The sequence below is a fragment of the Clostridium sp. C8-1-8 genome (assembly GCF_009928445.1).
Taxonomy (GTDB): Bacteria; Bacillota; Clostridia; order Clostridiales; family Clostridiaceae; genus Clostridium_AR.
In genome coordinates, this window is the sequence record NZ_JAABNO010000014.1 from 88,841 (window position 1) to 114,321 (window position 25,481).

A 25,481-nucleotide genomic window follows, 5' to 3' on the forward strand; every position below is an offset into this window, starting at 1 on the left:
CTAAGTACAGCTTAATTTGTTTAATTGAAGTTATAAATACAAAAGTGCAAATCTTCTATGCTGAAGGAGATTTGCACTTTTTTTTACTGTTTAGAAAATTATAATATTCTTCTTAGCTGGGCCTAGTAATATTAAGGATTTAGAGTATAATTTAAAGAGACTCTTATTATCTGTAGAAAACCATAAAGAAGTGTGGTTATAAGTCGATAATAGAAGTACTAGAAAAGAAGGTATTATTTTAAAAATAATATGGATAAAATTAGTATACTTTTCTAATATTTAAGTATTTAAATATAACTAATAGGATTATGAATATATAACCATATTATTTTAATAAGAGGGTTGGGATATGTTGCTAAACTTTTTAAGTAAGTTATTAAAATCGAATACTATAGATGAGGATAAACTACTTGATTATTTGAAGTATGACTACGATATTAGACCTGCTAAAGAAGCGTTAAGGATAACGCTAATATATGGAATTGTAGGAGTGCTGTGGATAATAGGATCCGATGAGATTTTAAGTTTGATTGTCAAGGATGTAGATACCTTTAAAACTTTAGCTGTACTTAAGGGATGGTTTTATGTACTTATAACCATGATAATAGTTTATTCACTTATTTTTACTAAGCTTACTCTTTTTAAGAGGGCTTTAGAAAAAATACATGATAACTATGAAAGTATGAGTTCAGCAAATGAAGAACTTGTAGCTCTGCAAGAAGATTTAAAAGAACAATTTATAGAATCTGAAAAGCACCGTAATGCACTTATTACTAGCGAGCAGAGATATGAACTAGCAGTTGAAGGTGCGGATTGTGGTATATGGGATTGGGATGTTGAAAATGATCAGTGGTATTTTTCAGCTAAGTGTAGAAGATATTTGGGCTTTGAAGACAATGAGCTTAAAAATGATATTAAAGACTGGACAAGATTACTTGATCCAGATACGAAGGAGCAAGCTTTAAGTAGAATAAGTGATTATGTTATGTCAGGAGATACAGCCTATGAAAATACCTTTAGAATGAGATGCAAGGATGGCAGTTATAAATGGATGCTAAGCAAAGGCAAGAGCACTAGAAATTCTGAGGGAAAGGTTATAAGAATAGCTGGTTCTTTTGCTGATATAACAGCTTATGTAGAAATGAATGAGAAGTTGAACTCAATGGCGTATTATGATATGTTGACAGGACTACCAAATAGATTTTTACTTGAGGATAAACTACAAGAGCTAATAAAGGAAGCAAGTGAGAGTAAAAGAAGATTTGCCTTAGTTTATATGGATGTAGATAATTTTAAAAATATAAATGATACAATGGGGCATTTGTGTGGAGATAAGCTACTAAAAGATGTATCAACAATACTAAAAGAAAAAATTAAGCATCCTAATATTATAGCAAGACTTGGTGGAGATGAATTTGCAATAGTTTTTGTAGATATAGAGGATAAGAAGCAAGTGGTAAGTAAAGTTAAGGAATTAATACAATACTTAAGAAAACCATGGGTTATAGAGGGGCAAGAATTCTTCATATCTTTTAGTGCAGGAATTGCATTGTATCCAGGACATGGTGAAACTTTATCTATACTTATGAAAAATGCTGATATGGCTATGTATTATGTGAAGAAGAATATGAAAGATGATTACTGCTTTTATAATTCAGAAATGGAAGAATTAAATTTAAATCAAGTAAAGCTAGTTAATGATTTAAGACGAGCTATTGACAATGAGCAATTTATCTTGTATTATCAACCAATAATAAATTTGTATGATAGTCAAGTTAACGGAGTAGAGGCACTTATAAGGTGGTACCACCCTGAAAAAGGAATGATACCTCCTATTGATTTTATTCCTTTAGCCGAAGAAGCTGGACTTATTTACGATATAGAAAAATGGGTATTAAGAACTGCACTTATTCAGAAGAAGCAATGGGAAGAAAAAGGGTATCATAATATTAAGATGTCCGTAAATATTTCTGGAAAAGCTGTAGTTAGCGAAGGGTTTATAGACTACATAAAGAATCTTACAGAAGAGATTAATTTAAATTACGATGATGTACAATTTGAGGTTACTGAAACAGCCTTTATGGAAGACTTAGATTTAGCGATAAATAACTTAAAGCAGATAAAGAAAACAGGAATAAAGATTGCCCTTGATGATTTTGGCACAGGGTATTCGTCTCTAACCTATCTGAAAAAGTTGCCAATTGATGTTGTTAAACTAGATAGAGGATTTATAAAGACTACAACAAATATTGAAGAAGAGCCAATTATACATTACGTTATTAAACTGATAAATAGATTAGAATTAAAACTAGTGGCAGAAGGAGTAGAAACCATCAAACAGCTTAACTTTCTTAAAAAAAATAATTGTGATTATGCGCAAGGATATTTGTTTAGTAGACCAGTAGAAAGTAAGGAAGTTGAAATCTATTTTACCACAATGAAACAGGATTTGTTTTGAAGCCATAAGATGAATGGATGTGATTTCGTTAGATGAATATAGGTGATGAGTTAAACTTAGAGCTTATTAAAGATAATATTGATATCCTTAAGAAACTATATGATGTAATAAGGATAGTAGATCCTGTAACAAAAAAAGTCTTATTATATGATGAAGGAAAACTTATAGAAAAAGGAAGTTCTTGCTTCAGCAAAATAGAAAAAGAACAAATGTGTAAAAACTGTATTTCGCTAAGGGCGTTAAAGGATAATAAGACTTATATGAAATTAGAAAATTCAGAGGATAAATCTTATCTAATTACTGTAATGCCTATGGAGTTAGAAGATAAAATCATAATTGTTGAGTTAATAAAAGAAGTTACAGACACTCTCTTTTATGGACATAGTTTAGATACAAAAGGATGTAAAGTCAATAATATAATTCAAGAAATGAAGCAGCTTACTATAAAAGACTCTTTGACGGAGATCGCCAATAGAAGGTTTATAGATGAAAGGCTGCCCGTAGATATGAAGATATGTTATAAAAGCAAACAACCTATATCTATAATAATGGTAGACGTAGATCATTTTAAAAATATAAATGATCAATTTGGACATGTAGCAGGAGATGAAGTCTTAAGGGAGTTTGCTGATGCTCTAAAAAGTTGCATAAGGGATAAAAGGGACTGGATAGGCAGATATGGTGGTGAAGAATTCTTAGTTTGTGTTCCAGGCGCAGCTGCAGAAGCTGCTCTAGTTATAGCAGAAAGAATGAAGACAAATATAGAGAAGAAAAACTTTGTGCTTAATGGAGAAAACATAAAGATAACAGCATCTTTTGGAATATGTACAACCTATGATAAAGAGATTACCGTAGAGCAGTTTTTAAAATGTGCTGACCAAAAGCTTTACGATGCAAAAAATGCAGGGAGAAATAGAATAATACTTTAATATAAGCAGTGGAGGATTAATATATATTAACCCTTACTGCTTTTTTGCTATACAAGTAATTTGAAAAAGTCCTTTAGTACATTTCTTATCACATAAACTTCACATTATAATTTGATACTGGTACAACATTTATTAACTAAAATCTATATTATAGATAGCTAAACAAGAAGGGATGTGAATCTATGAAGATTGGAAAGGCAAGTATAATAAAGATTTTTCTAGCTGTTGCACTTATATTTTCAATATTTGTATGTGGATATACTGTTATAAATTATAAAGGAACTAATCAGAGTACTTATTTTACTATGAATAATAGAGGTGGGGGGCAAGGCTTTGGCAATAATATGGGCAGTCCACCAAATGACTTACAGGAAGGCAGAAGTAGCAATAAAAACTCTGGTGAAAATGATAGAAGTTTAAATAATCAAGACGCTGGTAGCGGTTCCAGTTCTGTAAATGACAATAGTAAGGAAAGTTCATCAGACAATAGTTTGAAGAGTAGGCCTCAATGGCAAGGTGGGACTAAGGGAAATTTCATGAGAATTGGGCAAAGTAGTACTGGCTCAGCATATTCCAAATACTTTTATGTTTACGCAGGTGTTTTTATATGTGTTGCTATAGGGCTTTACTATTATTTCATAAGAAAGAAAGCTTTAATAAATCCCAAAAATGAAAAAATACTAATATTATTATTTTTTGGAATAGGATTTCTATTGAGAGTTGCATTGGCACTTTTAATATACGGACATAATGACATGAACATATTTAAAGGTTGGGCGCAATCTGTTTCATCAAACTTAACTAAATTCTATACCAATACTATGATGAGTGACTATCCTCCTCTTTATATGTATGTATTATATGTGATAGGAAATTTGGCTAAGATAACAGCATTAAATAAGTACTATGTATTGCTTTTAAAACTACCATCGATAATAGCTGATGTTATTTCATCATATCTCATATTTAGGGTATCCAAAAGGTATGTAAGTAGTGAAATAAGTTTGATTATATCTATAATATACCTATATAACCCTGCAGTATTTATAAATTCAACTGTATGGGGACAAGTAGACTCTTTATTTGCATTAATTATAGTAATAGCACTTTACTTATTATCGAAGAATAAGCTAGTTATGTCTTCTTTTGTATTTACCGTAGCTGTACTTATGAAACCTCAAGGTATTATTTTTCTACCAGTGCTTTTCTTTGAGCATGTAAGACAAAAGAAACTAAAGAATTTTGTTGTATCTTTAGTTGTTGCTATAGTTACAGCGCTAATTATAATAACACCTTTTACTTCAGGTAGAGATATAACTTGGATTTTTAAACTTTATTCAAGTACTGTATCTGAATATCCTTATGCAACAGTAAGTGCATTTAATTTCTTTTACCTAATGGGAGCAAACTACGTTAAGGATAGCTCAATATTCATTTTTATGAGCTATCATACCTGGGGAATGTTATTTATAGTACTTACCACATTACTATCATGGTATATATATTATAAAGGTAGAGAAGCAAAATATGTTTTTGCTGCAGCTTTGATACAAATAGCAGGGGTTTTTACTTTCTCAGTAGGTATGCATGAGAGATACCTGTTCCCAGCTATAATTCTGTCGATATTCGCCTTCATCAAATTTAGAGATAAGAGGATGCTGCTAATAAGTTTAGGATATAGTATTACGATATATCTAAACACACACTTAATCTTATTTAATTTCTTAGGTGGAAATGAAAAAAGAGGAGGTAGCGAGCCGATAGGTATATTTGTATCAATATTAAATATAGTGCTATTTGCATATGTTATTAAAGTTGTTTTTGATAGTTTTTCTAAGAAATCTGTTATAAAGATGTAGCGGATTAGTTGGAAGGTAATTATAAAGATGCTGTTTTAAATAGAATATTTGTAGTTCTTAAATAAAAGCCATGCATATAGGAAGGTTAGGATACCTTTTAATACATGGCTTTTAACTTTAAAAGATATAATTTAATTTTAATATGGGTATCTACAGCTATTAACTTATGTCAATAAAACAGAATAACAACACAAAATTAATATAAAATAGCTTCACTTCATAGCATATTTATAAAAGATTTGTGCGTATATTTAAAGAAAACAATATTTATTTTTCTTAAATATTGTTAAAGTTTGGAGGTTATGATGTACACATTTTCTGAGCTCATTTCCAAGGGGATACAAATTTTCTTTATTAATTTGGTTTTGTCTGGGGATAACGTTGGAGTAATTGCCCTGGCAATAAAAGACCTTCCACCAAAAAAAGCAAAGCTTGCCAACATTATGGGGGTATGCGTAGCATTTTTTCTGAGAATATTTTTTGTAGGTATTATCGGCTATTTATATACCTTAGAATGGTTACATATAGACATAATAGGTGCTATTTTACTTTTATATATAACCTTTAATATGCTGCAAGAACAGCATAAAAGCTTGCAGGGAAAAAGTAGACAAACTGGTGGGTTCTTTAAGGCTATAATATCAATAACTGTTGCAGATATTAGCATGAGTCTTGATAATGTACTAGCTATCGTGGCTATTGCTATGACAGATACAGGACAAATTACAGGACAGCAGATGGGGCTTGTGGTATTCGGTCTTATGGTATGTATGCCAATTATATTTTGGGGAAGTGAATTTATTGCTGATATGATGGTGAAGTTTCCTGTTATTATATATATTTGTGCAGCGCTTTTAGTATATACTGCAGTAAAAATGATATTTGATGATAAACTAATATCAGCAGCGATTAGCGGTATTAATCCAGCGCTAGGTTTAATATTCTCAATACTATGTGCTTTGGCTGTGATAGTTTACGGTTTTGAAAATATATAGTATAAACATATTAGTGACTAATTTATTTTACTTTCTAGGAAGTTATACAATTTTAGTTGAACCAAGTAAAATCAATTTTCTGGAGTAGATATTTAGGATAAACAGCTTTTATAGAAATTATTAGCTGAAGAAAGTGGACAAGGTGATGAAGAATGGATGAAATAAAAGGAATTTTAAAGGTTATAAATCTAGGGGAAAAGCTAAAATATGAATTAAGACATAGTTTTTTATCTAATGGAAGACAAGAAAGTGTGGCAGAGCATACATGGAGAGTTTCTCTTATGGCTATGCTGCTAGAAAAATACCTATCAAAGCCAATAGATACCGAGAAACTTCTAAAAATGATTATAATACATGATCTTGTAGAGGCAGAGGCTGGAGATATACCTGCTTTCAACAGCATGAATAATGAAGAAGTAAAGAAATTAAAGCATGAAAATGAAGTAAGAGCAATAGAAAGGATAAGAGATATGCTTGGAGTAGCTCTAGGTCCTGAACTTTATGATTTATGGATGGAGTTTGAAGAGAAAGAAACCTATGAAGCTAAAGTGGCTAATGGCTTAGACAAGCTTGAAGCTCAGGTGCAGCATAATGAAGCGGAGTTAGCTACTTGGATAGATATAGAATATGATATGTGCTATATGATGGATAAACATGTAGAGTTCGAGCCGGCACTTATGGAATTAAAAAGTTTAATTCTTGATCAGGCTGAAAAGAAGATGAAAAATGGTGGTATAGATATTGAAGCTATAAAGGAAAAGGGCGGAAAGTAAAAATTTAGGTGTAGAAAAACAGCTAGAGCAAAAAATGCTACAGCTGTTTTTATTTTTGGATTTGTTAAATTACCGTGTTTAAATTAAGCAGGCTTCTCTAAATAAGTTTATAGTATATGTATAAATTAATATAATTGGTAAATAATATAAATATGACTCGAAAGGTCATTACGTAGGATTTTGCCGCCATATGGCGGTATTTTTTTATTGTCTAGAAAAATATTTTTTAGAGAAAGATATGGACAACTACCTGTAGATGGCTTTAACAACTTTTTTATTTCTTGTATTTAGTATCCATATTCATAAATAAACATAAGAAAAAAATACCTACTATTATATATGAAAGTGCTTTCATGGGTAGTAGCGGTTTTTCAGTTTGTAGTGAAAGTTAAAAATTAATTCAAAATGTTATTTTTATAGTATATAATATTGAATTAATGGGAAGGTGATATATGTATGGATACTGGAACAGTAGTAAAAGCAGTGGTTGTAATATTGTTAGGAGCAGCCTACCTTTGGACAAATTCCAAAAGATACAAGGATTAAAAGTAGAAAGGAACATCATATGAAGAACTTTTGGTGCGATGTGTACTTAGATAAGATTAAAAATAACGTTGATAGAATAAAACAATTAACCAATAATAAAAAATTGATTGCAGTTGTTAAGGGTAATGCTTATGGTTTAGGAATTGAGGGAGTAACAGGGTATTTAGATTCCTTTGTGGATTTATTTGCAGTAGGAGATATAGAAGAGGCAAAAAGAGTTAAAAGTGAGAAGGAAATATTGCTTTTAAGTCCGCTTGTAACTGCAACAGATTTTAATATAGATATGGACAACGTAATATTTACCATAGACAATGAAAGCATACTAGAAAAGTTGCCAAACGAGGTGAAGTTTAAGATTCATCTTTATATAGATACTGGAATGAATAGAATGGGTATTAGACCTGACAGATTAGATCTTGTTATTGATAAAATTAGAAATGACTATAAAAACATAATTATTGATGGGATATATACTCACTTACATAATGGAAGCGATGTCAAGTATACAAAGAATCAAATAAGCTTATTTAAAAGTGCAGTGGAAAAGTATTTGGGAGTGATCCCTAATATACATTGTTTGAATTCTACATGCACGTTGAATAGTGAATATAGGGAGATGACAGACTTTACTAATTGCGTGAGAGCTGGGAATCTTTTATATGGATATGATGGTTTAACTCAAGGATTTAAGAAAGCCTATGGATTTTTTGCAAAGCCTGTAAACATGCATTTTGTGAAGAAGGGTGAGCCTGTAGGCTATAGCTGTAGGTACAAGGCTAAGCAAGATATGCATGTGGGAGTGCTTGGTTTTGGTAATATAGAACATTTTGGATTTAATAAAGCTGTAAAGCATAACTTATTTTACGACATAATAAAGGTTATTTATAATCATATAAAATTTAGACCGGTGATATTTGCTGGCAACAAAGGCGTAAGAGTACTTGGAACTGCCAATATGAATACCACCCTGATATCCATGGAAGGTATAGGATTAGAGAGTATACTTAGAATCGATATATCACCTATATTAGCAGATTCGTCAGTGGAGAAAAATTACATCACGAATTATAAGTAAGAATAAACAGTTTAACGTTCGGTTATATACGAATGTTGAACTGTTTGTTTTGTTTTATTATTGACAAAGTATGGTGAAAGTGTTATTTTAATTTTGTAAAGACGAATAAATAATAAAAAAGTATAAGCATAATTCGTAATCAAAGGTGATTGCTTTCCTGAGTATCTCCTTGGGAATTTTTTTTTGCCGATAAAGATGTATTAGTTCGATCAGAAAACTATTTTAAAAACTCCTCTGGGTTTTGAGAGGAGAATTTGAAAATTTAAATTTAAAACGAAGTTATACGTCATAACCATATTAAATCTGAATATTTGTGTTTTGGGAGGAAATCATGATTAGAACTTTGTATGTAGAAAAAAAACAAGGCTTTGACATCGAAGCAAAAGCACTACTAGAGGACTTCAAAACAAATTTAGGAATTAATACTATTGAAAATGTACGTTTATTAAATAAATATTCCTTTAATGAAGTTGAAAAAGATGTTTATGAAAAAGCGAAAGCTATAATATTTTCTGAACCTATGGTAGATAAAGTTTATGAAGAACAATTTCCTATCTTAGAAGGAGAAGCGGTTTTTGCAGTAGAATACCTTCCAGGCCAATATGATCAAAGAGCTGATTCTGCTGAACAGTGCTTTCAGATCCTTACCTCTGGAGAAAAGCTAGAAATAAAGTCCTCCAAGGTAGTATGTTTAAGTGGAGATATAAGCAAAGATGAACTTGCGAAAATAAAGCAATATTACATAAATCCTGTTGATTCAAGAGAGGTTGATCCTCTATCTAAAGAACTATTCTCATCCTATGAAATTCCAAGCGAAGTTGAAGATATAGATAATTTTACAAGTTTAGACAGTGAAGGCTTAAGTGATCTGCATAAAGAATTAGGCTTAGCTATGACAGTAGAAGATTTAAAACTAATAAAAGATTACTTTTTAGAAGAGAAAAGAAATCCTACTATCACTGAGATAAAAGTTATAGACACCTATTGGTCCGATCACTGCAGACATACTACTTTCTTAACTTCTATAGAAAATGTTGAAATAGAAGACAGCATCTATTCAAGTCCTATTGTAAAAAGCTTTAATAGATACAAAGAAGCTAGAGAAGTTTTGTACAAGAATAAAGAAAAAGATATGACTTTAATGGATATAGCTGTAATAGCAATGAAGGAACTAAAAAGTAAGGGTGTGTTAGAAGATTTGGACATATCTGATGAAATAAACGCCTGTTCCATAAAAGTAAAGGTTGAAACTGAAAAGGGAACTGAAGATTACTTAGTAATGTTTAAGAACGAAACTCATAACCATCCAACGGAGATAGAACCCTTTGGTGGGGCAGCAACCTGTCTTGGTGGGGCTATAAGAGACCCATTGTCAGGCAGAACTTATGTATACCAAGCAATGAGAGTTACAGGAAGTGGTGATCCTACAGTACCAATAGAAGAAACCTTAAAGGGTAAGCTTCCTCAAAGAAAGATAACTCTAGGAGCTGCTCATGGTTATAGTTCTTATGGAAATCAGATAGGTTTAGCAACAGGACAGGTCAATGAAATATATGATCCTGGTTACGTAGCTAAAAGAATGGAGATTGGAGCTGTTATAGCAGCAGCACCTTTTAAGAACGTTAGAAGAGAAGAGCCTTTAGAAGGAGACATAATAGTTCTTCTAGGTGGAAGAACAGGAAGAGATGGCTGTGGTGGGGCAACTGGATCATCAAAGGAGCATACAGTAGAGTCTATCGAACAGTGCGGAGCAGAAGTTCAAAAAGGTAATGCACCTACAGAAAGAAAGCTTCAAAGACTTTTCAGAAATCCAAAAGTATCTACTATGATAAAGAGATGTAACGATTTTGGTGCCGGTGGAGTTTCTGTAGCAATAGGAGAACTTTGCAGAGGTCTTGATATAAATCTTGATCTAGTTCCTAAAAAGTATGAAGGTCTTGATGGTACAGAACTTGCTATATCAGAGTCTCAGGAAAGAATGGCCGTAGTTATAGCTAAGGAAGATGGAGAAAAGTTTATAAAGCTTGCACTTGAAGAAAACTTAGAAGCAACTATAGTAGCTGAAGTAACTGATCTTGAAAGGATGAGAATGTTCTGGAATGGAAAGAAAATAGTTGATCTTTCAAGAGCCTTCCTTGATACAAATGGAGCTAAGCAAATAACAAGCGCTATATTAAAAGCACCTAAGGCTGAAGAAAATATATATAAGAGCGAAGGTGCTGAAGATTTAAAGAAGCTATGGTTTGAAACTATGGAAGATTTAAATGTGGCATCTCAAAAAGGATTAGTTGAAAGATTTGATGGAACTATAGGAGCAGGAACTGTATTGATGCCATTTGGAGGAAAGTATCAGCTTACTCCATCAGAAGGAATGGCTGCAAGGATACCAACTCTAGAAGGAGAAGCAGAGGAAGCTACTATAATGACCTTTGGTTTTAATGCAAAGCTATCAAAATGGAGCCCATATCACAGTGCATATAATGCAGTGGTGGAATCAGTTTCTAAGATAGTAGCCACAGGTGGTAAGAGTAAGAAAGTATGGCTTACCTTCCAAGAGTACTTTGAAAAGCTTGGAAAGAACCCTGAGAGATGGGGAAAACCACTAGCAGCGTTACTTGGAGCTTATCAAGCTCAGATAGACTTAGGAATAGCAGCTATTGGAGGAAAGGATAGTATGTCTGGAAGCTTTGGCGATATGGATGTACCACCTACTTTAGTTTCCTTTGCTGTGGCAGTGGAAAAGGCTAAAAATATAATTTCTCCAGAGTTTAAAAAGGCAAACTCTCAAGTTGTTTATGTAAGTACAAGCAGAGATGAAAGTGAACTTATAAATATAGAAGAATTTAAGAAAAACGTTGAAGTAATAGAAAGACTCATTGAAGAAAAGAAGGTTATCTCAGCATATTCCTTGAAAAATGGGGGCATTTGTGAAGGAATATCAAAAATGTGTTTCGGAAACAAAATTGGGGTTAGGCTTTCAGCATTAAGCAAGGAAGAACTTTTCTCTTTAAGTTATGGAAGCTTTATTCTTGAAGTTTCAGAAGGCTTAGAGGTTGATAAAGAATTCCAAGGGGCTAGTTACAAGAAGATTGGTGAAACAAAGGCAGAACCAAGTATTGAAGTTTTAGATCATTGCTTTGCAATAGATGAGCTCATAGCTTTATGGGAAGGCAAGCTAAGTAAGGTATTTAAGATAAAGACTGAAGATAAAAATGAAAAAGTAGCTTCTATCTTATTTGAAAATCCTTATAAAAAGACTGTAGCTATAAAAACTGCTAAACCAAGAGTATTCATTCCAGTATTCCCTGGTACAAACTGTGAGTATGACTGTGCAAAAGCTTTTGAAAAAGAAGGAGCAGTAGTAAAGCAACTAGTACTCAAGAATCTTACTAAGGAAAGCCTTTTAGATTCCTTAGTAGAGATGGAGAAGGCTATAAAGAATAGTGAGATAATTATGCTTCCAGGAGGCTTTAGTGCTGGAGATGAGCCAGATGGTTCTGCAAAGTTCATAGCAACAGTATTTAGAAATGAGAGAATAAGTAATGCTGTAATGGAACTTCTAAAGAATAGAGATGGACTTATGTTAGGTATTTGTAATGGCTTCCAAGCTCTTGTAAAACTAGGTTTGTTACCATACGGAGAAATAGTAGATATGGAAGAAGATATGGCAACCTTAACCTTCAATACTATAGGAAGACATATGAGTTCCATCATAAATACAAAGGTGGTATCAACCCTTTCACCTTGGTTCAATGAGGTTAGTTTAGGGGATATACATGCTATACCAATATCTCATGGAGAAGGAAGATTTGTAGCACCAGAAGGTCTTTTAAGAGAGCTTCAGGCAAAAGGGCAGATAGCAACTCAATATGTAGACTTTAATGGTGAAGCAACGCTTGATATGCCTTACAATCCAAATGGATCAATGCTTGCTATTGAAGGTATAACAAGTCCAGATGGAAGAATATTAGGTAAGATGGGACACTCAGAAAGAATAGGAAACAACCTGTACAAGAACATTCCAGGAGACTTTGATCAGAAGTTGTTTAAATCAGGAGTTAATTACTTCAAGTAAACTTAACATAATAGATTATTTAAGATATTAATTATAGGCTCTGCCAAAGTAATGTTTGAAATTAAGTGGGCAATTGTCCGATGCTTTGATGAGCTTTCGCTAATTGCTCGCTCATATATTATCTTCTTCGTAACCACTTAATTTCAACAATATTATTGAACATAGCCTAATATTAATAATGCTAATATAAATAAGAGGACAATCTATAAAAATATTGGAGGTAACTATGAAAGTAGCAATTTTCTTTGGTTCAAAATCAGATACTGATGTAATGAAGGGAGCAGCAAACGCTCTTAAGGAATTTGGAGTAGAGTACAAGGCTTTTGTACTATCTGCTCATAGAGTTCCAGAAAAGCTAATGGAGACTCTACATGAAATAGATGAACAGGGTTTTGAAGTGATAATTGCAGGAGCTGGACTTGCAGCTCATCTTCCTGGAGTTATAGCATCACACACAACAATGCCAGTAATTGGAGTACCTGTAAATGCAGCGATAAATGGATTAGATGCTTTATATTCAATAGTGCAAATGCCTAAATCTATACCAGTAGCTACCGTTGGAATAAATAACAGCTATAATGCAGGAATGCTTGCAGTACAGATGCTTTCATTAAAATATCCTGAGCTTAAAGAAAAGCTTATAAATTTCCGTAAGGACATGAAGGAAAAATTTATTAAGGAAAATGGAGAAGGAGTGGAACTATAATGGAAAAATTAGAAATGATGTATGAAGGAAAAGCAAAGAAAATATATGCAACAGACAAGGCTGATGAAGTAATAGTATATTACAAGGACGATGCAACAGCATTTAACGGAGAAAAGAAGGGCCAAATAGAAGATAAAGGTGTTTTAAACAACGCAATAACTTCTGTACTTTTCAATCTTCTTGAAAAAGAAGGAGTTAAGACTCACTTTATAGAAAAGTTAAATGAAAGAGAACAACTTTGCAAAAAGGTTGAAATAGTACCTCTTGAAGTTATAGTTAGAAACGTAGCAGCAGGAAGCATGGCAAAGAGATTAGGCTTAGAAGAAGGCTTCCCACTAAAGACTACAGTTTTTGAAATCTGCTTAAAAGACGATGCACTAGGCGATCCATTAATAAATGACTACCATGCAGTAGGTATTGGAGCAGCTTCTTTTGAAGAATTAAATAAAATATATGAAATGACTGCAAAGGTTAATGATGTACTAAAGGAATTCTTCTTAAAGCAAAACATAAAGCTAATAGACTTTAAGTTAGAGTTTGGTAGATACAATGGAGAAATATTATTAGCTGATGAAATATCACCAGATACTTGCAGATTCTGGGATGCAACAACTAATGAAAAACTAGACAAGGATAGATTTAGAAGAGATCTTGGCAACGTTAAAGATGCTTATGTAGAAATACTTAATAGAATCAACCAGTAATTATTAGTGAAAGGAATCTGATTATGAGAATAGAGCCAATTGAAGATAAGTTTAAAGAAGAATGTGGAGTATTTGGAGTGTTTTCCAAGAACAACTTAGATGTAGCAAGAATCACATACTATGGACTTTATGCATTGCAACACAGAGGACAAGAAAGTGCGGGTATTGCAGTTTCTGATGGTGAAAGTTTAAAACTTCATAAAGATCTAGGTCTTATTACTGAAGCTTTTAAAGAAAAGCACATTCAGGAATTAAAAGGACATATAGCAATTGGACACGTTAGATATTCAACTACAGGATCAACTAATGTGGAAAATGCACAACCACTATTAAGCTCATACAAGCTTGGCTCTATTGCCATAGCGCATAACGGAAATCTAGTAAATGCTGATGTACTTAGGGAGCTTTTAGAGGATTCGGGCCATGTTTTTCATACCTCAATAGACTCAGAAGTAATAATAAGTCTTATAGCTAGAGGAGCGAAGAGAGGAATAGAAAGAGCTATAGCTGATGCTGTTCAAACCATCAAAGGCTCCTTTGCTTTAGTCATGATGACTAAGGATAAGCTAATAGGGGTAAGAGATTCTAATGGAATAAGACCTCTATGTATTGGGAAAATTGGTGACAGCTATATCTTAGCTTCTGAGAGCTGTGCTTTAGATACGGTTGGAGCTGACTTTGTAAGAGATGTAGAACCAGGAGAAATTGTAATAATAGATGAACATGGAATTGAAAGTGTAAAGTATTCAGAGCAGACACAGTGTGAAACTTGTGTATTTGAATATATATATTTTGCAAGACCAGATAGTACTATTGATGGTATTAATGTTCACCAATCAAGAGTAAAAGCAGGAGAAATGTTGTTCAAGGAATCACCAGTGGAAGCAGATGTTGTTATAGGTGTTCCAGACTCAGGAATATCTGCAGCTATAGGTTATTCTAGAGCTTCAGGAATTCCTTTTGAAACCGGCTTTGTAAAGAATAAGTATGTTGGAAGAACCTTTATAACTCCAAATCAGGAGATGAGAGAAAGAGCTGTATCCGTAAAGCTTAATCCACTAAAGGCCAATGTAGAAGGAAAAAGAGTTATATTAATTGATGATTCTATAGTAAGAGGAACTACTTCAAGACACTTAGTTGAGTCTTTAAGAAAAGCTGGAGCTACAGAAGTTCACTTTAGAGTAGCATCTCCTATTGTAGGGTATCCATGTTACTTTGGAATAGACATATCCTATAGAAAAGAATTGGTTGGGTCAGAGAGATCAGTCGATGAAATCAATGCAGTGATTGGAGCAGATTCCCTTGCTTATATTTCAGTAGAAAGCTTGTTAAAGTGCTTCGGAGATAAAAAAGGATTTTGTTTAGGCTGCTTTAATGGAATATACCCAGTTTCAACCCCAATAGAAACAGCAAAAGATCATCTTGAAAGGTAGTGAAGAAATGTTAACATACAAACAAGCAGGAGTAGACATAGAAGAGGGATACAAATCTGTTAAACTTATAAAGGATTATGCAAGTAGAACTTTATCACAGTACGTTTTAAATGGACTAGGAAGCTTTGCAGGAATGGTTGAACTTCCAGAAGGCTACAAGAAACCAGTATTGGTTTCAGGAACTGATGGAGTAGGAACAAAGCTTGATATTGCCTTTAAGACAAAGAAATACGATACTGTAGGAATAGACTGTGTTGCTATGTGTGTGAATGACATACTTTGCCATGGAGCAAAACCTTTATTTTTCCTTGACTATCTAGCTTGCGGCAAGCTTGAAGCGGAAGTGGCAGCTGACTTAGTAAAGGGAGTATCTGAAGGATGTCTTCAAGGGGACTGTTCTTTAATAGGTGGAGAAACTGCTGAAATGCCAGGTTTCTATAGTGAAGGAGAATATGATCTAGCTGGTTTTGCAGTAGGAGTTGTTGATAAAGATAAGATAATAAACGGAAGTAATATAGAAGAAGGCAATGTTCTTATAGGAATAGCTTCTTCAGGGATACATTCTAATGGATTTTCTCTAGTGAGAAAGATTTTTTCAGATTTAGATGAAGAGTTTGAAGGAAAACCAGTTTGGCAAACTTTAATAGAGCCTACAAAAATCTATGTTAAACCAGTAATGAGAGTCTTAGAAAGCTATGACATAAAGGGGATGGCTCATATAACTGGTGGCGGCTTCATAGAAAATGTACCAAGAATGTTTGGTGAAGGTTCCTTTACAGCAGTTATTAAGAAAAATAGTTACCCCCTTCCAAGCATATTCCAAGAGATAATTAATAGAGGTGTTGAAAAGGATCATATGTACAATACCTTTAATATGGGGATTGGATTTGTACTTGCTGTAGATGCTAAGGATAAGGACGCTGTACTTGAGCTTTTAATATCACAAGGCGAGAGAGCTTACGACATTGGATATGTAAGAGCTGGAGGTGAGGGTGTTTGCTTAGAATAGCAGTATTGGTTTCAGGGGGAGGAAGTAACCTAGGGGCTATAATAGAAAGTATTGAAAAGGGAGATTTAAACTGTTCTATTGAAGCGGTTATTTCTGATAAAGATAGTGCTTATGCTTTAACCAGAGCTAGAGAAAAGAATATCCCAGCCTTTGTAGTATCTAAAAAGGAGTTTGGGGCTGAAAGTTCCAATAGGATATTAGAACTTATAAAAGGTAAGGTTGATTTGATAGTACTTGCAGGATATTTATCTATTTTAAATGGGGAGATCTTAAGGCAATTTAAGAATAAAATAATAAATATCCATCCATCACTTATTCCAGCATTCTCTGGGGCGGGAATGTATGGAATAAAGGTTCACGAAGCTGTTATTAAAAAAGGTGTAAGATACTCAGGCTGTACAGTGCACTTTGTTAATGAAGAGGTTGACGGGGGAGAAATACTTCTTCAAGAGGCAGTACAGGTATTGCAAGAGGATGATGCAGCTACACTACAAAAAAGAGTGCTTGAAAAAGAGCATGAGATTTTACCAAAAGCTATAAAGCTTATAAGTGAGGGAAAAGTTACAATAAAAGACGGAAAAACTTTTTTACTATAAAGAAGCTCGCTTCAGCGAATTTTTTACTGTTAAGTAAGTCTAAATCTAAGGAGGTTTTTTGATGATTAAGAGAGCTTTACTAAGCGTATATGATAAAACTGGCATACTTGATTTTGCTAAGTTTCTTGCAAGTAACGATGTTGAGATAATTTCTTCAGGTGGAACATATAAATATCTTCTAGAAAACGGTGTTGTGGTAAAGGAGATAGCTGAGATCACAAAGGCACCAGAAATGCTTGATGGAAGAGTTAAGACTCTTCATCCTGTGATTCATGGAGGTATATTAGCTATAAGAGACAACGAAGAGCATATGAAGACCATTAAGGAAAGAGGTATTGACACAATAGATCTAGTTGTAGTAAATCTATATCCTTTCTTTGAAAAGGTAAAGGAAGATTTGAGCTTTGAAGAAAAGGTTGAATTTATAGATATCGGTGGTCCTACAATGCTTAGAGCTGCTGCTAAAAACTTTAGGGATGTTGTAGTTATAAGCAATATAGAGGATTACAGCAAAGTTAAAGAAGAAATTGAGCAAAGTAAAGACGTTAGTCTTAAGACAAGAAAAGTACTAGCTGGTAAGGTATTTAACTTAATGAGTGCTTATGATGGAGCTATAAGTAACTTCCTTCTAGAAGGTGAAGAGGAGTATCCAGAATATCTTTCAATTTCTTATAAGAAAAAGCAGGAATTAAGATATGGAGAAAATCCTCACCAAAGCGCAGCTTACTACTCAAACAATGAAGTAGATGGCGCTATGAATACCTTCGAGGTTCTTAACGGAAAAGAGCTTTCTTACAACAACTTAAAGGATTTAGATATAGCTTGGAAGGTTGTAAATGAATTTGAAGAGATAGTAACTTGTGGACTTAAGCACAATACTCCATGTGGAGTTGCTATTGGAGAAACTGTTTATGATAGCTATATGAAGGCATATGAATGTGATCCAACTTCAATATTTGGCGGCATAGTTGCTGTTAACAGAAAGCTAGACAAGGCTACAGCAGAAGAGATGAGCAAGATATTCTTAGAGGTAGTAGCAGCACCAGAATATGAAGAAGAGGCTTTAGAGGTTTTAAGAAAGAAGAAGAACTTAAGAGTTATAAAGGTTAATTCTGCTCCTAAGGCTGATAAGTACATGGTTACAGTGGATGGTGGAATACTAGTACAAGAAGAAGATAGAAAGCTTATAGAAGAAATTAAGGTGGTTACAGAAAAAACACCAACAGAGGCTGAGATGAAGGACATGATCTTCGGCATGAAGGTGGTTAAGTATGTTAAGTCAAATGCTATAGTTGTAATAAATGATGGCAAAGCAGTAGGAATCGGTGGAGGTCAAGTTAATAGAATATGGCCTACAATAGATGCACTAAAGAGAGGGACAGGAGCTACTGTGCTTGCATCAGATGCCTTCTTCCCATTCGGAGATGTAGTAGAAGAAGCTGCAAAATACGATATTAAGGCAATTATTCAGCCAGGCGGATCTATAAGAGATCAGGAGTCTATAGATCAATGCAATAAGCATGGAATTAGCATGGTGTTCACAGGTATAAGACATTTCAAACACTAAGATAGATGGAGTGATAATTGATGAATATTTTACTGGTTGGAGGCGGAGGCAGAGAACATGCCATAGCATGGAAACTGGCTAAGAGCTCAAAGGTAGAGAAAATATATGTGACACCTGGTAATGGTGGAACAGCACTAGAGAATAAATGTGAGAATATAAATTTAGGTACATTTGAAGAAATGGCTGAATTTGCCAAGGGCAACAACATCGATTTGACTGTGGTAGGACCAGAAGAACCATTAACAAAGGGTATAGTAGATTTATTTAAAAAAGAGAACTTAAAGATTTTTGGACCAGAACAGAGAGCAGCTATGCTTGAAGGCAGCAAGAGCTTTTCAAAGGATTTTATGAAGAAATACAATATAAAGACCGCTGCTTATGAGGTTTTTTACCATAGTAATGAGGCTATAGAATACCTTAAAAGCTCTGAATATCCAATAGTTATAAAAGCTGATGGTTTGGCAGCTGGTAAAGGGGTAGCCATTTGCGAAAACTTTAAAGAAGCTGAGGATACCATAAAGGAATTCATGGTACAAGATAAGTTTAAAGGTGCAGGTCAAAAGATTGTTATTGAAGAGTTTTTAAAAGGGGTAGAAGCTTCAATACTTTCTATAACTGATGGAAAAACAATAATACCATTCTTATCTGCCAAGGATCATAAGCAGATCTTTGATGGTGGAGTTGGTCCCAATACTGGTGGCATGGGAGTAATAGCTCCTAACCCATATGTTACTGAAGAAGTGTTTAAAGACTTTGAAGATAATATAATGAAGCCTACACTTTTAGGAATAAGAGAAGAAGGCTTTGACTATAAGGGAATAATCTTCTTTGGTGTTATGATAACTGAAAAAGGCTGTTACCTTTTAGAGTACAATGTAAGAATGGGAGATCCAGAGACTCAATCTGTACTTTCCTTAATGGATAGTGATTTCCTTGAACTTATAGAGCTTTCCCTAGAAGAAAAATTAAGTGAAGCTAAAGTAAGTTGGAAAAAAGGAGCTTGCTGCAATGTGGTGTTAGCTTCTAAAGGTTACCCAGGAGACTTTGAAAAAGGCTTTAAGATAGATATAGAGCCTTCTGTAAAAGAGAATGTATTTATCGCAGGGGGAGTTATTAAGGATGATACCTTAGTGACTTCTGGCGGAAGAGTACTTTCTGTGGTAGGCATAGGGGATACCATAGAGGCTGCGAGAGAAAAAGCTTATGCAAATATAGCTTCAGTGGACTTTGATGGAAAATATTTTAGAAAAGATATAGGGCTTGTTACAGAATAAGAAGAGCATAAAATGCTTACTCAACTATTAATTTATACGTGCTTCAAAATACCCACAAGGTGGAAGCTTGGAACAAGTATAAATTAAGTTTTGATATAAGAAATTTAAAAAGTTACCATTTGAAACCTAATATATATCTTAAAGGGCTGTCTAAATAAAAATATTATTAGGCAGTCCTTTTTCCTTTTTTAGCATAATAGATAAATCTCTAAAATATATTGTAAAGATGAGCAATATTGAAAGAAGGATTTTTATTTATTGGAGGAAGATATATGGTTCCAGATGAAAAAGCAGAGCTAACGGAAAAGGATAGTGTAGATTTTAATAATAACTATAAGATTATTTTTATTACTTTTGCAATTATATCAATAGCATTATTATTTGTCATTATAAGATACATAATTAAATACGACTTAAAAGTGGAATTCATAGCATTAATGGCATTTTTTATAACCATAATAGCTGATACCTTTATGTTGTGGAAATTTATTAATATGAAGCTGATAAAAGCTGAAAACACCATAGAACAGCTTAATAAGGAAAATGCTAAATTAAAAGAAGAAGCAACTTTGGACAACCTAACTGGTGCTTTTAATAGAAGAAAGCTAGAGGAAATTTTAGCTGTTGAGCTTGAAAGATGTAATAGGTATGGTACTTCCTTATCTATGGCTATCATTGATATAGATGACTTTAAGAAGATAAATGATAGATATGGACATAGTAGAGGGGATATTGTGCTGAAAAATATATCAAAAGTAGTTAGCTCAAAGCTTAGAAAAACAGATTTTTTCGTAAGATGGGGTGGAGAGGAATTTGTGATAATAGCCCCTGAAACAAAAATCCAAGGGGCACTAAAGCTAGGAGAAAAGCTTAGAAAATTAATATACGAAAATATTTATGTAGAGCTTGAGAAAGTTACTGTAAGTATTGGTGTTGCTGAGTATGAAAAAGGTACTGATTATGAAAGGCTTTTTGATAAAGTAGATAAGGCTCTATATATAGCAAAAAACAGCGGAAAAAACAATGTTAAATTTGTAGAATAAAATATATTTTTGAAGCCTTTTGTTTTAGAGGATTTTTATCTGTTTTGTAGAAATATTATTTAAAATAATTATATAGGTTGTTAAGTTTTATTTAATGTGATTCATCAGTTAATATTCAAAAGAATATTTAGTTCAATTCTTTTTATGAATAAAACTTATTAGAACTTATATGTTAGTTATTTTCGTAAAGTTATAGTTTTGAGGAGATGATTAGGATGAGGAGGAATTTTGAACAAAAATTAGACTATAGTCAAATAAGGGATATCGACTTTAGAGTATCTTTTATAAATACAGAAGAATTTAATGGATATGTTCACTTAGCTTCGATTCATAAAGTGAGTGAGGCCATTTTTAGAAGTGTTGATGACAAAAGGATAAAAATAATGGATAATGGATATAGATGGCTTCAGATTACTCCATTAAATGCTAACTACAATCTAATAACTATAATTGACGAAAAGAACCAAATACTGCAATGGGAATTCCATATAATAGATAGTAATGATAATGATGAAAACATTAGTCTGATGTTTGAGGATTTAATTTTAAGTTTACTAGTACTTCCTGATGGTTATAAAAAGGTACTTGGAGAAGAGGAAATAAAAGAAGCCTTATGCAGTAACTCAATGGACTTTTGCCAATATGATAAAGCTTATAGAGAAATTAGAATACTTGAGCAGGTTGTTTCTATAGACAAACTATTCGAGCTAAGTAAAGCTATGTTAGGCAAAATGCTAGGAGATACCAACGAGAGAAGTGAACTTAAATGTAGGATTTAGCTATATTTTATTATCTATTGGAGGTGGCTATGTTCAATAATTCTTTTTTTAAAGATAATAAATATGATAAGGAAAACTATAATAATGAAGGCAGTTATACTTTTCTAAAGAAAGCGACCTTTAAGATCTTAAAGATTAATTGCATTTACGATAGTGAAGAAGACCAATATATGACCTTAGCTACATGCATGAATGAAAAGTATGAAGTTGAAACTGTTAATATAGAAGGTTTTACTATTGAATATTCCGTTACAGAACTAGAAGGAGCCTATATTGAAATTGACATATATGAAGATGAAGACGAAGAATACTATAAAGGAAGAATATACACTCAATAACGCAGCAATAAATTAAATTTGGGGACTAGGGGGTAAAAATTATGAAACTATTCTTAATGGGAAAACAAAGTGCTGATAAGGATAACCCTCTAAACAAGGCTCTTATCAGTGAGATAAAGAAAGGAAAGGGTAGAATCGCATATATACCATCTTCCTCTGAGAAAAGCATTGAATATTATAAAGATATTTCAGACTTTTACAGGGAGCTTGGCTATGGAGAGATATTATTCTTTGATCTTGGAGCACAGTACAATCCAGGTCTTATAACAAAACTTTTAAATTCAGATGTTATATATTTATCGGGGGAAAATACCTATAAGTTTTTACTTCTTCTAAGAAAGAGAAAACTCACGGAAGCTTTAAAGGAGTTTGCAAAGAGAAATGGAATAATTGTTGGGGTAGGCGGGGGCAGCATACTCTTAACACAGGATATATCTTTATCCTCCTTAATATATGACAATTCCTATGAAGCACTACAGACCAGAGGCTTTGGGTTAACAAAATTTGAAGTTTTACCACATTGGCAAGAAAATAAGGTACTACTTCCAAAACTCATTGATTACTCTATCAACACCGAGAAAAACATATATGCCTTCAACGATGGCTACGGAGTTTCCATGATAGGAGATAGAGTGGAATTTTTCGGAGATATAATAAACATAAAGAATGGTTCAGTTTCCGTATACAAAGGAAACTACAAAGTCTTTTAGGCATTGGGAGATGGTTCTAATGTCTCGGAGTTGCGGTGAAAATATTCTACTTTTCACAGTATAGGAAAGCATGTTTTTTGTTAGCTGAGCCTATCAATATTAAGGCTTTGAAGTAGATATTTAGGGGAACAGTAAAAGAATATGCCGCCTGCCAGAATCTCTTCACATAGGTACATAAAAGGCAGACGGACAAACTCAATGAAGAAATTCACTTTAGCGGCTTTTTATTATGTGCTTTAGCGTTTAAAGAAAACCACCTGCTAATGGGGTGAGCATGACTAAATGTAACATATATAAATCAATAAAATTACTAATTTGGAGGTAAAGAGATGGCAGTAGATTTCATTACAAACCTAGAAAAAGGGATGGAAAAATTACATAAATCAGGAGCATTTTTAACTGTTAAGTCAGGAAACATAACTAATACAATGACTATAAGCTGGGGAAGTATTGGTTTCATATGGGGAAAGCCGAGCTTTACTGCATTAGTAAGAGAATCAAGATATACTCATGAATTGCTTGAAAAAGCCGATAGCTTTACTATAAGCATACCTTACAATGAAGAAATGAAAAAGGCCTTAGCCATATGCGGAAGTAAATCAGGAAGAGACATAGATAAGGAAAAGGAAACAGGAATTAAGTTTGTACCTTCTAAGGAAGTTGAAAGTCCTATAGTTGATAACTGTAATTTATATTACGAATGCAAAATAGTATATAAACAAGACATGGATCCAAAGATGGTCGATAAAGCAGTTGCAGAACAGGCCTACGCAAATGGAAACTATCATACCGTATATTATGGAGAAATAGTAGCTAGCTACGAGAAGTAAGATAGCATTTTTGACTAGGTGTATATTAAAGCAACCTGTTGAAAGTGAGCTGTTAACTAGGATAGGCTTCTATAATCATAATAGCTTGTGAATATAGCATATTCTTTATAGTAGTTAAATTAGAAGTATAATATAGAATTTAGAACGAGTAAAGTTTTTAAAATATAATCAGTAATTAAAGCTTGTTCAACACTGGCTTTTAAATTAAGGTGTCACTACTAATTGGTATTGGCACCTTAATGTTTTTAATGTTAGGCAAAGTGTGAAGTTTTTTGTTAGATAAACCTAGCGATATCAAGGCTTTAGAACAGCTAGTTAGGGTGGACAGTAAAAAAAATATTCGCCTGCCAGATTTTCCTCATATACATTCGGAAAGGCAGATGCGCAAAAAAATTCACTAAAGAAGGTCGCTTTAGAGAATTTTTTATAACTAATATTTGAAAACACACAGAAGAAAGTCATATAATTAGCTAGTAAGTATTAATTAGGATGTGAGAATTAGTGTACAGACCATTAGCAGATAGAATAAGACCAGAAACCTTGGATGAGGTGGTAGGTCAGCAACATATTTTGGGAAAAGGAAAGATTTTAAATAGAATAGTTGAAGGTGGAACCATATCAAATATGATTTTTTATGGCCCTCCTGGTGTTGGAAAAACCACAGTGGCAAATATTATAGCAACCAGAGCAAATAAAAAGTTCTATAAATTGAATGCTACCAATGCATCCCTAAAGGATATTCAGGATATAATTGGAGGCTTAGATACCTTTGATGGATTAAATGGAGTTGTTTTATACCTAGACGAGATTCAAAACTTTAATAAGAAGCAACAGCAGTCTCTTCTTGAATTTATAGAAGATGGAAGAATAACTCTTATATCCAGCACTACAGAAAATCCATATCACTACATATTTAAGGCCATAATAAGCAGATCAACAGTATTTGAATTTAAGACCATGCAAGACTCAGACATAATCAAGGCGCTAAATAGAGCAGTGGAGCTAGTTAAAGCAGATCATAAGAATACTACAATCCAAGTAGAAAAAGAAGCTCTAAATTACTTTGCAGCCTCCTCAAATGGTGATGTTAGAAAAGCCATAAATGGGCTGGAGGTAGCTATAAACTCCACAAATCCTAATAGCGAAGGAATAATATTAATAGATGAAGAAATAGCAAGAGACTGTACACAAAGCAAAGTATTCAACTACGATATGCTAGGGGATAGTCACTATGATATACTAAGCGCATTTCAAAAATCCATAAGAGGTAGTGATCCAGATGGAGCTATTCACTACCTTGCAAGACTAGTTAAGGCAGGAGATATTCAGTCTATTTGCAGAAGACTTATGGTAATAGCCTCTGAAGATATTGGCCTTGCTTATCCTAATGCAGCAGTAATAGTAAAATCTTGCGTGGATTCAGCAAATCAGTTAGGTTTCCCAGAAGCACGGATACCACTAGCACAAGCAACTCTAGTACTGGCAACTGCACCAAAATCAAACTCAGTGGTATGTGCTATAGACGCAGCACTTCAAGACATAGAGCAAGTAAATATCGGTGATATACCACTACACCTAAAAGATGCCCACTACAGCGGAGCAAAAGCTTTAGGAAGAGGTGTAGAATACAAATATCCTCATAACTACGAAAATAACTATGTACAGCAGCAGTATCTTCCAGACAATATTAAGGATAGAAATTACTATGTGCCAGGAAAGAACAAGAATGAAAAGGCTGCATATGATTATTGGAAGAAGATAAAGGAATAGTGATGGAGATAG

20 protein-coding genes are annotated in these 25,481 nt (G+C 33.4%); all 20 read left to right on the plus strand.

The window, feature by feature from the left end; translation table 11 throughout:
- The first annotated feature begins 349 nt into the window (after positions 1-349).
- The 20 genes from GXK57_RS15090 (at position 350) to GXK57_RS15185 (ending at position 25,469) form a co-directional block, all read left to right on the plus strand.
- Positions 350-2,458: a GGDEF domain-containing phosphodiesterase gene (locus GXK57_RS15090; RefSeq protein WP_160677967.1), complete on the plus strand. Its 2,109-nt coding sequence runs from the start codon at positions 350-352 to the stop codon at positions 2,456-2,458.
- Between the two features lie 32 nt (positions 2,459-2,490).
- Positions 2,491-3,387 carry a GGDEF domain-containing protein gene (locus GXK57_RS15095; protein WP_160677969.1) on the plus strand — a complete coding sequence of 299 codons (897 nt, stop codon included), beginning with the start codon at positions 2,491-2,493 and terminating at the stop codon, positions 3,385-3,387.
- Between the two features lie 182 nt (positions 3,388-3,569).
- Complete coding sequence (locus tag GXK57_RS15100; RefSeq protein WP_160677971.1) at positions 3,570-5,246, plus strand: glycosyltransferase 87 family protein; 1,677 nt, start codon at positions 3,570-3,572, stop codon at positions 5,244-5,246.
- Between the two features lie 302 nt (positions 5,247-5,548).
- Positions 5,549-6,241, plus strand: coding sequence for a YjbE family putative metal transport protein (locus GXK57_RS15105; protein ID WP_207710236.1), 693 nt, complete (start codon positions 5,549-5,551; stop codon positions 6,239-6,241).
- 152 nt (positions 6,242-6,393) lie between these two features.
- Complete coding sequence (locus GXK57_RS15110; protein WP_160677975.1) at positions 6,394-7,014, plus strand: HD domain-containing protein; 621 nt, start codon at positions 6,394-6,396, stop codon at positions 7,012-7,014.
- A 565-nt stretch (positions 7,015-7,579) separates the two neighbouring features.
- Positions 7,580-8,635 (plus strand): alanine racemase, encoded by a 1,056-nt coding sequence (locus GXK57_RS15115; protein ID WP_160677977.1) that lies wholly within the window; start codon positions 7,580-7,582, stop codon positions 8,633-8,635.
- A gap of 331 nt (positions 8,636-8,966) precedes the next feature.
- A complete protein-coding gene (locus GXK57_RS15120) occupies positions 8,967-12,710 on the plus strand; it encodes a phosphoribosylformylglycinamidine synthase (protein ID WP_160677979.1) in 3,744 nt (1,247 codons plus the stop codon).
- A 226-nt stretch (positions 12,711-12,936) separates the two neighbouring features.
- Positions 12,937-13,416, plus strand: coding sequence for a 5-(carboxyamino)imidazole ribonucleotide mutase (gene purE, locus GXK57_RS15125; protein WP_128214549.1), 480 nt, complete (start codon positions 12,937-12,939; stop codon positions 13,414-13,416).
- The gene (gene purC, locus GXK57_RS15130; protein WP_128214548.1) at positions 13,416-14,120 is read left to right on the plus strand and encodes a phosphoribosylaminoimidazolesuccinocarboxamide synthase; all 705 of its coding nucleotides are present in this window, start codon (positions 13,416-13,418) and stop codon (positions 14,118-14,120) included. Before purE ends, purC begins: the two co-directional genes overlap by 1 nt.
- 23 nt (positions 14,121-14,143) lie before the next feature.
- Positions 14,144-15,553 (plus strand): amidophosphoribosyltransferase, encoded by a 1,410-nt coding sequence (purF, locus tag GXK57_RS15135; RefSeq protein WP_160677981.1) that lies wholly within the window; start codon positions 14,144-14,146, stop codon positions 15,551-15,553.
- Positions 15,554-15,560: 7 nt separating this feature from the next.
- Entirely contained in the window at positions 15,561-16,562 is a 1,002-nt protein-coding gene (gene purM / locus GXK57_RS15140) for a phosphoribosylformylglycinamidine cyclo-ligase (RefSeq protein WP_160677983.1), read from the plus strand.
- The gene (gene purN / locus GXK57_RS15145) at positions 16,550-17,158 is read left to right on the plus strand and encodes a phosphoribosylglycinamide formyltransferase (RefSeq protein WP_160677985.1); all 609 of its coding nucleotides are present in this window, start codon (positions 16,550-16,552) and stop codon (positions 17,156-17,158) included. Before purM ends, purN begins: the two co-directional genes overlap by 13 nt.
- A 61-nt stretch (positions 17,159-17,219) precedes the next feature.
- Positions 17,220-18,725 (plus strand): bifunctional phosphoribosylaminoimidazolecarboxamide formyltransferase/IMP cyclohydrolase, encoded by a 1,506-nt coding sequence (gene purH / locus GXK57_RS15150; RefSeq protein ID WP_160677987.1) that lies wholly within the window; start codon positions 17,220-17,222, stop codon positions 18,723-18,725.
- 20 nt (positions 18,726-18,745) lie between these two features.
- Complete coding sequence (gene purD / locus GXK57_RS15155) at positions 18,746-19,999, plus strand: phosphoribosylamine--glycine ligase (protein WP_160677989.1); 1,254 nt, start codon at positions 18,746-18,748, stop codon at positions 19,997-19,999.
- Between the two features lie 272 nt (positions 20,000-20,271).
- Positions 20,272-21,042, plus strand: a complete 771-nt coding sequence (locus GXK57_RS15160; RefSeq protein WP_160677991.1) for a GGDEF domain-containing protein — start codon at positions 20,272-20,274, stop codon at positions 21,040-21,042.
- Between the two features lie 215 nt (positions 21,043-21,257).
- Positions 21,258-21,821, plus strand: a complete 564-nt coding sequence (locus GXK57_RS15165; RefSeq protein WP_160677993.1) for a hypothetical protein — start codon at positions 21,258-21,260, stop codon at positions 21,819-21,821.
- A gap of 29 nt (positions 21,822-21,850) precedes the next feature.
- Positions 21,851-22,159, plus strand: coding sequence for a hypothetical protein (locus GXK57_RS15170; RefSeq protein WP_160677995.1), 309 nt, complete (start codon positions 21,851-21,853; stop codon positions 22,157-22,159).
- Positions 22,160-22,200: 41 nt separating this feature from the next.
- Complete coding sequence (locus GXK57_RS15175) at positions 22,201-22,869, plus strand: Type 1 glutamine amidotransferase-like domain-containing protein (protein ID WP_160677997.1); 669 nt, start codon at positions 22,201-22,203, stop codon at positions 22,867-22,869.
- Between the two features lie 329 nt (positions 22,870-23,198).
- Complete coding sequence (locus GXK57_RS15180) at positions 23,199-23,699, plus strand: flavin reductase family protein (protein WP_160677999.1); 501 nt, start codon at positions 23,199-23,201, stop codon at positions 23,697-23,699.
- A 501-nt stretch (positions 23,700-24,200) separates the two neighbouring features.
- Positions 24,201-25,469: a replication-associated recombination protein A gene (locus tag GXK57_RS15185; protein ID WP_160678001.1), complete on the plus strand. Its 1,269-nt coding sequence runs from the start codon at positions 24,201-24,203 to the stop codon at positions 25,467-25,469.
- Positions 25,470-25,481: the final 12 nt, after the last annotated feature.

Coding starts and splice junctions, on each gene's coding strand:
- GXK57_RS15090 (WP_160677967.1), top strand. CDS start 350: ATGTTGCTAAACTTTTTAAGTAAGTTATTAAAATCGAATACTATAGAT.
- GXK57_RS15095 (WP_160677969.1), top strand. CDS start 2,491: ATGAATATAGGTGATGAGTTAAACTTAGAGCTTATTAAAGATAATATT.
- GXK57_RS15100 (WP_160677971.1), top strand. CDS start 3,570: ATGAAGATTGGAAAGGCAAGTATAATAAAGATTTTTCTAGCTGTTGCA.
- GXK57_RS15105 (WP_207710236.1), top strand. CDS start 5,549: ATGATGTACACATTTTCTGAGCTCATTTCCAAGGGGATACAAATTTTC.
- GXK57_RS15110 (WP_160677975.1), top strand. CDS start 6,394: ATGGATGAAATAAAAGGAATTTTAAAGGTTATAAATCTAGGGGAAAAG.
- GXK57_RS15115 (WP_160677977.1), top strand. CDS start 7,580: ATGAAGAACTTTTGGTGCGATGTGTACTTAGATAAGATTAAAAATAAC.
- GXK57_RS15120 (WP_160677979.1), top strand. CDS start 8,967: ATGATTAGAACTTTGTATGTAGAAAAAAAACAAGGCTTTGACATCGAA.
- purE (WP_128214549.1), top strand. CDS start 12,937: ATGAAAGTAGCAATTTTCTTTGGTTCAAAATCAGATACTGATGTAATG.
- purC (WP_128214548.1), top strand. CDS start 13,416: ATGGAAAAATTAGAAATGATGTATGAAGGAAAAGCAAAGAAAATATAT.
- purF (WP_160677981.1), top strand. CDS start 14,144: ATGAGAATAGAGCCAATTGAAGATAAGTTTAAAGAAGAATGTGGAGTA.
- purM (WP_160677983.1), top strand. CDS start 15,561: ATGTTAACATACAAACAAGCAGGAGTAGACATAGAAGAGGGATACAAA.
- purH (WP_160677987.1), top strand. CDS start 17,220: ATGATTAAGAGAGCTTTACTAAGCGTATATGATAAAACTGGCATACTT.
- purD (WP_160677989.1), top strand. CDS start 18,746: ATGAATATTTTACTGGTTGGAGGCGGAGGCAGAGAACATGCCATAGCA.
- GXK57_RS15160 (WP_160677991.1), top strand. CDS start 20,272: ATGGTTCCAGATGAAAAAGCAGAGCTAACGGAAAAGGATAGTGTAGAT.
- GXK57_RS15165 (WP_160677993.1), top strand. CDS start 21,258: ATGAGGAGGAATTTTGAACAAAAATTAGACTATAGTCAAATAAGGGAT.
- GXK57_RS15170 (WP_160677995.1), top strand. CDS start 21,851: ATGTTCAATAATTCTTTTTTTAAAGATAATAAATATGATAAGGAAAAC.
- GXK57_RS15175 (WP_160677997.1), top strand. CDS start 22,201: ATGAAACTATTCTTAATGGGAAAACAAAGTGCTGATAAGGATAACCCT.
- GXK57_RS15180 (WP_160677999.1), top strand. CDS start 23,199: ATGGCAGTAGATTTCATTACAAACCTAGAAAAAGGGATGGAAAAATTA.